Origin of the sequence: Mesorhizobium sp. M2A.F.Ca.ET.067.02.1.1, from assembly GCF_004023285.1 — a bacterium.
GTDB lineage: Bacteria > Pseudomonadota > Alphaproteobacteria > Rhizobiales > Rhizobiaceae > Mesorhizobium.
In genome coordinates this window covers 1-4,313 of the sequence record NZ_RZSB01000517.1, presented here as the reverse complement: position 1 = coordinate 4,313, position 4,313 = coordinate 1, and the positions used below count along the sequence as shown (strand labels likewise).

Genomic DNA, 4,313 nt, shown 5'->3' with positions numbered 1-4,313 from the left:
GTCCGGGACCGCTGGTCAGCGCGGTTGCCGGCCGGGGGGCGGCTTTCCCAATTCCTGTCACGGTGGTGCCGCAGAATCTGTCGGATGAGGAGATCGACAGCCTCGCCTGAGATGTGCTGATATTCAGGTGAGGCCGGTCTGCGAACGGCCTGACCTGAATCTCAACACATCTCAAGTGGATGAGGGTCGAAAACATTCCGCCAGCCAGCCGTTCCAGCGACGCGTTTCGCTTGAATGTCCAGCCGATAGAGCCTATTTAGAATTATTCCAAACTATCGGCCCGGGAAGGGCCTGGAGATACCCATGTTCATCCAGACCGAATCGACGCCGAACCCGGCCACGCTGAAATTCCTGCCGGGCAAGGAAGTGTTACGCGAAGGCACAGCCGATTTCCGCAACGCCGAAGCCGCGGCGGAGGCCTCGCCGCTAGCCGGCCGTCTGTTCGAGATCCCGGGCGTCACCGGCGTTTTCTTCGGCTATGACTTCATCACCGTGACCAAGGACGGCCCGGACTGGCAGCATCTGAAGCCGGCCATCCTCGGTGCCATCATGGAACATTTCATGTCCGGCGCGCCGGTCATGGCCTCGGTCGCTCCGGCGAGCGAAGCCGGCGGGACCGGCGAGTTCTACGACAAGGCCGACGAGGAGCTGGTGCTGACCATCAAGGAACTGCTCGACACGCGCGTGCGTCCCGCGGTTGCCCAGGACGGCGGCGACATCACCTTCCGCGGCTTCGAGAACGGCACCGTGTTCCTGCACATGAAGGGCGCCTGTGCCGGCTGCCCGTCGTCGACCGCAACGCTGAAGCACGGCATCCAGAACCTGCTTCGCCACTTCGTTCCGGAGGTCCAGCAGGTCGAGCAGGTCGCCTGACGCCCATTGATAGTTCTACCCTGCTGACCATCTGCTTCGGTTTTCTGCGCTTCCGGTGCCACGTACTTAAACGTACGCTCCGCTCCGGTTCTCGAAAACCAAACCATATGGATTCAGCAGGACGAACTCTCAAAAGGGCGTCGAGCCGCACCACCCAAAAAACAAAAAACCGGGCCCCAACAGCCCGGCTTTCTGTTTTCAGGACGTCTTGTTGTTGCCTAGACGGTCCGCCTGCGAAACTCTTTAGTTGACCATGATCTTTCCCGAAAACCGGCTTCCACTTTTCGGGATCATGGTCCTTACATCACGATGACCTTGGCGCCGACCGACGTGCGGTCGTAGAGGTCGATAATGTCCTGGTTCATCAGCCGGATGCAGCCCGACGACATCGCTTTGCCGATCGAGAACCATTCCGGGCTGCCATGCAGGCGGTAACCCATGTCGCCGCCCTTGTTGAAGAGGTACATGGCGCGCGCGCCGAGCGGGTTCTTCAGGCCCGGTTCCATGCCGCCGGCGAACTTGGCGAGCTCAGGCTGGCGCTTGATCATCTGCGAAGGCGGCGTCCAGGTCGGCCATTCGCGCTTCAGCGCGATGTGGGCGGTGCCGTGCCACTCGAAACCCTCGCGGCCGACGCCGATGCCGTAACGCATCGCCATGCCGTCGCCCTCGATGAAGTAGAGGAACTTGTTCTGGGTATCGACAATGATGGTGCCCGGCTTTTCCGAAGTGTCATAGCGCACTTCCTGGCGGTGGTACCTGGCGGGGACCTTCTCGATCGGGATGCGCGGCAGCTGATAGCCGGCATCGGTCATCGCGCCATAGTTGTTGGTGAACAACTGCCCGCCGATGGTGCTGCAGCCGCTGACCGCGGTCGACAGCGCAAGGGCGGCGAGGATTGCAAACGACTTCAAGCGCATGAAAAGGTCCGACGCCCTGTCTCTGTATCAGCGGCACGAGTCGGCCGCTTTCTTGCCATCATTCATGCTGGCATTTCTTTTGCTTGCCAAGCGCGCACTGCCTATATGCAAGGCCTTACCTGACGGTAGATGCCGAACTGCGGCATTTCCGCAACAGGCCTCACAGGATTGTGAAACAAAATCAATGAGGCGGCTTCAAGGGCCGCCAGGGACTCGAGGAGAGCGCCATGAATGTCGGAGACGCCGCCGAACGTTCCGGCCTGCCGGCCAAGACGATCCGCTACTATGAGGAGATCGGACTGATCCGTCCGGCGCGGGCCGACAATGGCTATCGCGATTATTCCGGCGAGGATATCCACCGGCTCGCCTTCCTGCGCCGCGCGCGCAATCTCGGCTTCTCAATCGACGATTGCAGGCAGCTTATGGCGCTCTATCAGGACCGCGACCGCGCCAGCCACGACGTGCGCGAGATCGCCGCCGCCCATGTCAGGGCGATCGAGGAAAAGGTGCGCGAATTGCAGTCGATGCGCTCGACGCTGCAAAAGCTGATCCACGCCTGCCACGGCGACGACCGGCCGGACTGCCCGATCCTGGACGACATGGCGGGCGCGGCCTGAGGTCCGAGGTCCGTCAGCGCTTCCAGAAATCGCGGTGCGGGGCGAGTAGCTCCTCCGCGATTTCGGGGAACGGACCAAAGACCTCGATCTTCTTCTGGCCGGAAGCGAAAACGGTGCGCGAGGCGAGGTTCATCGTCGGATTCTCCTCGTGATCGCCGGTGAGCGCCAGCAGATCGGTTTCCTCGTAGCCGTAGACCAGCCGCCCGATATTGGCCCAATACATCGTTCCCGCGCACATCGCGCAAGGCTCGCCGGTCGTGACCAGCGTGCATTGCCACAGGAACTCCGGCTCATAGGCCGCCGCCGCGCGGCGGGCGAGCTCGGTCTCGGCATGGCGGACGGTGTCGAGATTGCCCTGGCGCATCAGCACCTGATCGTCGGGTCCAACCAGCACGGAACCGAAAGGATGATGCCCATGCGCCGCCGCCTCGCGCGCGACGGCGTCGGCGGACCGAAGGTGGGCGAGCATCTGATCACGGGTCATGGGGAAATCCTCTCACGGCGAGATTGCTGCCGAGGCATATGATTAGCAAGAACTTCTCTTCGCTTGCGCCGCCATTTCGAGCGAGCGCTTGCAAGGACCCCTATCCATCCGGGCGTTGGGGTTTCATCACGCTGGCTTTTGTCCATCTTCGCCGCCATCATGGGCCATTGGGCATCCAGGAAGATATCGAACGCGTCGAGCAGCACATCCGCGAGATTGAACAGCGGATAGAGCGCCAGCGCGGGGTGATCACCCAAGCCGAGGAAAGCGGCTTGCCGACGGACGGCCCGCGCAACTTCCTGTGGTTCCTGAAGGAAACGCGGAGCCTGAGCCGGGATCACCTCGCCAGGCTTCTGGCGGACGAGTTTCGGGCGAAGGATTCGCAGTAACGGTGTGGCAGCCTTCATCCCCAAGGGCTGAGCCGCAAACCCGTTAGCCATACAATGCGCGACAGTCCGCAGGTGCGTCTGCTCGGCTTTCCCAACTATAATCGCAAAGGACGCTAGTTGGCCCGAATGCGATAGTCGCGAGGTGCCACTACAAGCTGGAAGCGTTCGCTCGCAGCCGTCGAAGAAAGAGCCGCATTGTGTCGAGCGCCACGGCCTCTACAAGTGCGGCGCTTGCCGTTCGCCGCCAGGGAACAGTTTCCCGCGTCGCGAGTTTCTAGAGCTAGGCGGACGCGCGTCCCGATTTGAAGGCTGCCATCGTGATGCACCGAATCGAAGACACCAAAAAGCTTGCTAAGGAAGTCTATCAGCGGGAATGGGAAAGCCTGGTCCGCATCAAGGAAACTCAAGAACTCATAGAGACCAACCGCCGGCTCACAGAGAGGTCCCGCGAACTGTCAGCCATGCTCTTGGCAGGGCTGGCAACCGGATTTGATATCCAAGAGTAGGGTGGTTCAAATATATAATCGCCCGCCCACAGGGGTTCAAACCGTGAACAAAATCTGGCATGGTGTCCCCCATGCCCATCGTTTCCCCGATTACCCTCAACCCCTTGATCGACGGCCGCCAGTCGGAGCGCGCCATGCTGGTGCGGCGTGGCGTGCAGCGGCTGCTCCGCGAAATGGGCGCGCATGTGCTGCCGGAGCTGTCTTTGGCCACCGGCCGGCGCGCCGATCTCGTCGCGCTGACAAGACAAGGCGACATCTGGATCATCGAGATCAAATCCTCGATCGAGGATTTCCGCGTCGACCGCAAATGGCCCGACTACCGGCTCCATTCCGACCGCTTCTTCTTCGCCACCCATCCCGGCGTTCAGCAGGATATCTTTCCCGAGGAATGCGGCTTCATCCTTTCCGACGGCTATGGCGCGGAGATCCTGCGCGATGCGCCGGAGCACCGCATGGCGGGGGCAACGCGCAAGGCGCTGATGCTGCGGATCGCGCAGGATCTCCGCGCCATAGCCGTCGGAAAGGAT

7 protein-coding genes and 1 pseudogene are annotated in these 4,313 nt (G+C 61.6%); 6 read left to right on the top strand and 2 right to left on the bottom strand.

Annotated features, from left to right (window positions below; genetic code table 11):
• Both EOA28_RS40460 and EOA28_RS26495 read left to right on the top strand, forming a co-directional pair.
• Positions 1-110 (top strand): annotated as a pseudogene (locus EOA28_RS40460) (universal stress protein); the annotation flags it as partial.
• A 193-nt stretch (positions 111-303) separates the two neighbouring features.
• The gene (locus tag EOA28_RS26495) at positions 304-873 is read left to right on the top strand and encodes a NifU family protein (protein ID WP_127249396.1); all 570 of its coding nucleotides are present in this window, start codon (positions 304-306) and stop codon (positions 871-873) included.
• Between the two features lie 299 nt (positions 874-1,172).
• On the opposite strand, the gene EOA28_RS26490 is transcribed toward EOA28_RS26495, so the two are convergent.
• Positions 1,173-1,790, bottom strand: coding sequence for a L,D-transpeptidase (locus EOA28_RS26490; RefSeq protein ID WP_042645832.1), 618 nt, complete (start codon positions 1,788-1,790; stop codon positions 1,173-1,175).
• Positions 1,791-2,017: 227 nt separating this feature from the next.
• On the opposite strand from EOA28_RS26490, the gene cueR reads away from it, so the two are divergent.
• On the top strand, positions 2,018-2,407 hold the full coding sequence (cueR, locus tag EOA28_RS26485) for a Cu(I)-responsive transcriptional regulator (RefSeq protein ID WP_042645833.1): 390 nt from the start codon (positions 2,018-2,020) through the stop codon (positions 2,405-2,407).
• A gap of 13 nt (positions 2,408-2,420) precedes the next feature.
• Here cueR and EOA28_RS26480 read toward each other — a convergent pair whose 3' ends face one another.
• Complete coding sequence (locus tag EOA28_RS26480; RefSeq protein ID WP_127249394.1) at positions 2,421-2,891, bottom strand: nucleoside deaminase; 471 nt, start codon at positions 2,889-2,891, stop codon at positions 2,421-2,423.
• A 167-nt stretch (positions 2,892-3,058) separates the two neighbouring features.
• On the opposite strand from EOA28_RS26480, the gene EOA28_RS26475 reads away from it, so the two are divergent.
• The 3 genes from EOA28_RS26475 to EOA28_RS26465 form a co-directional block, all read left to right on the top strand.
• Positions 3,059-3,280 (top strand): hypothetical protein, encoded by a 222-nt coding sequence (locus tag EOA28_RS26475; protein WP_127249393.1) that lies wholly within the window; start codon positions 3,059-3,061, stop codon positions 3,278-3,280.
• Between the two features lie 302 nt (positions 3,281-3,582).
• Positions 3,583-3,786, top strand: a complete 204-nt coding sequence (locus tag EOA28_RS40455; protein WP_245463149.1) for a hypothetical protein — start codon at positions 3,583-3,585, stop codon at positions 3,784-3,786.
• A 71-nt stretch (positions 3,787-3,857) separates the two neighbouring features.
• Positions 3,858-4,313, top strand: a 456-nt coding sequence (locus tag EOA28_RS26465) for an MmcB family DNA repair protein (protein ID WP_189342199.1), incomplete at its 3' end; no start/stop codon positions are given.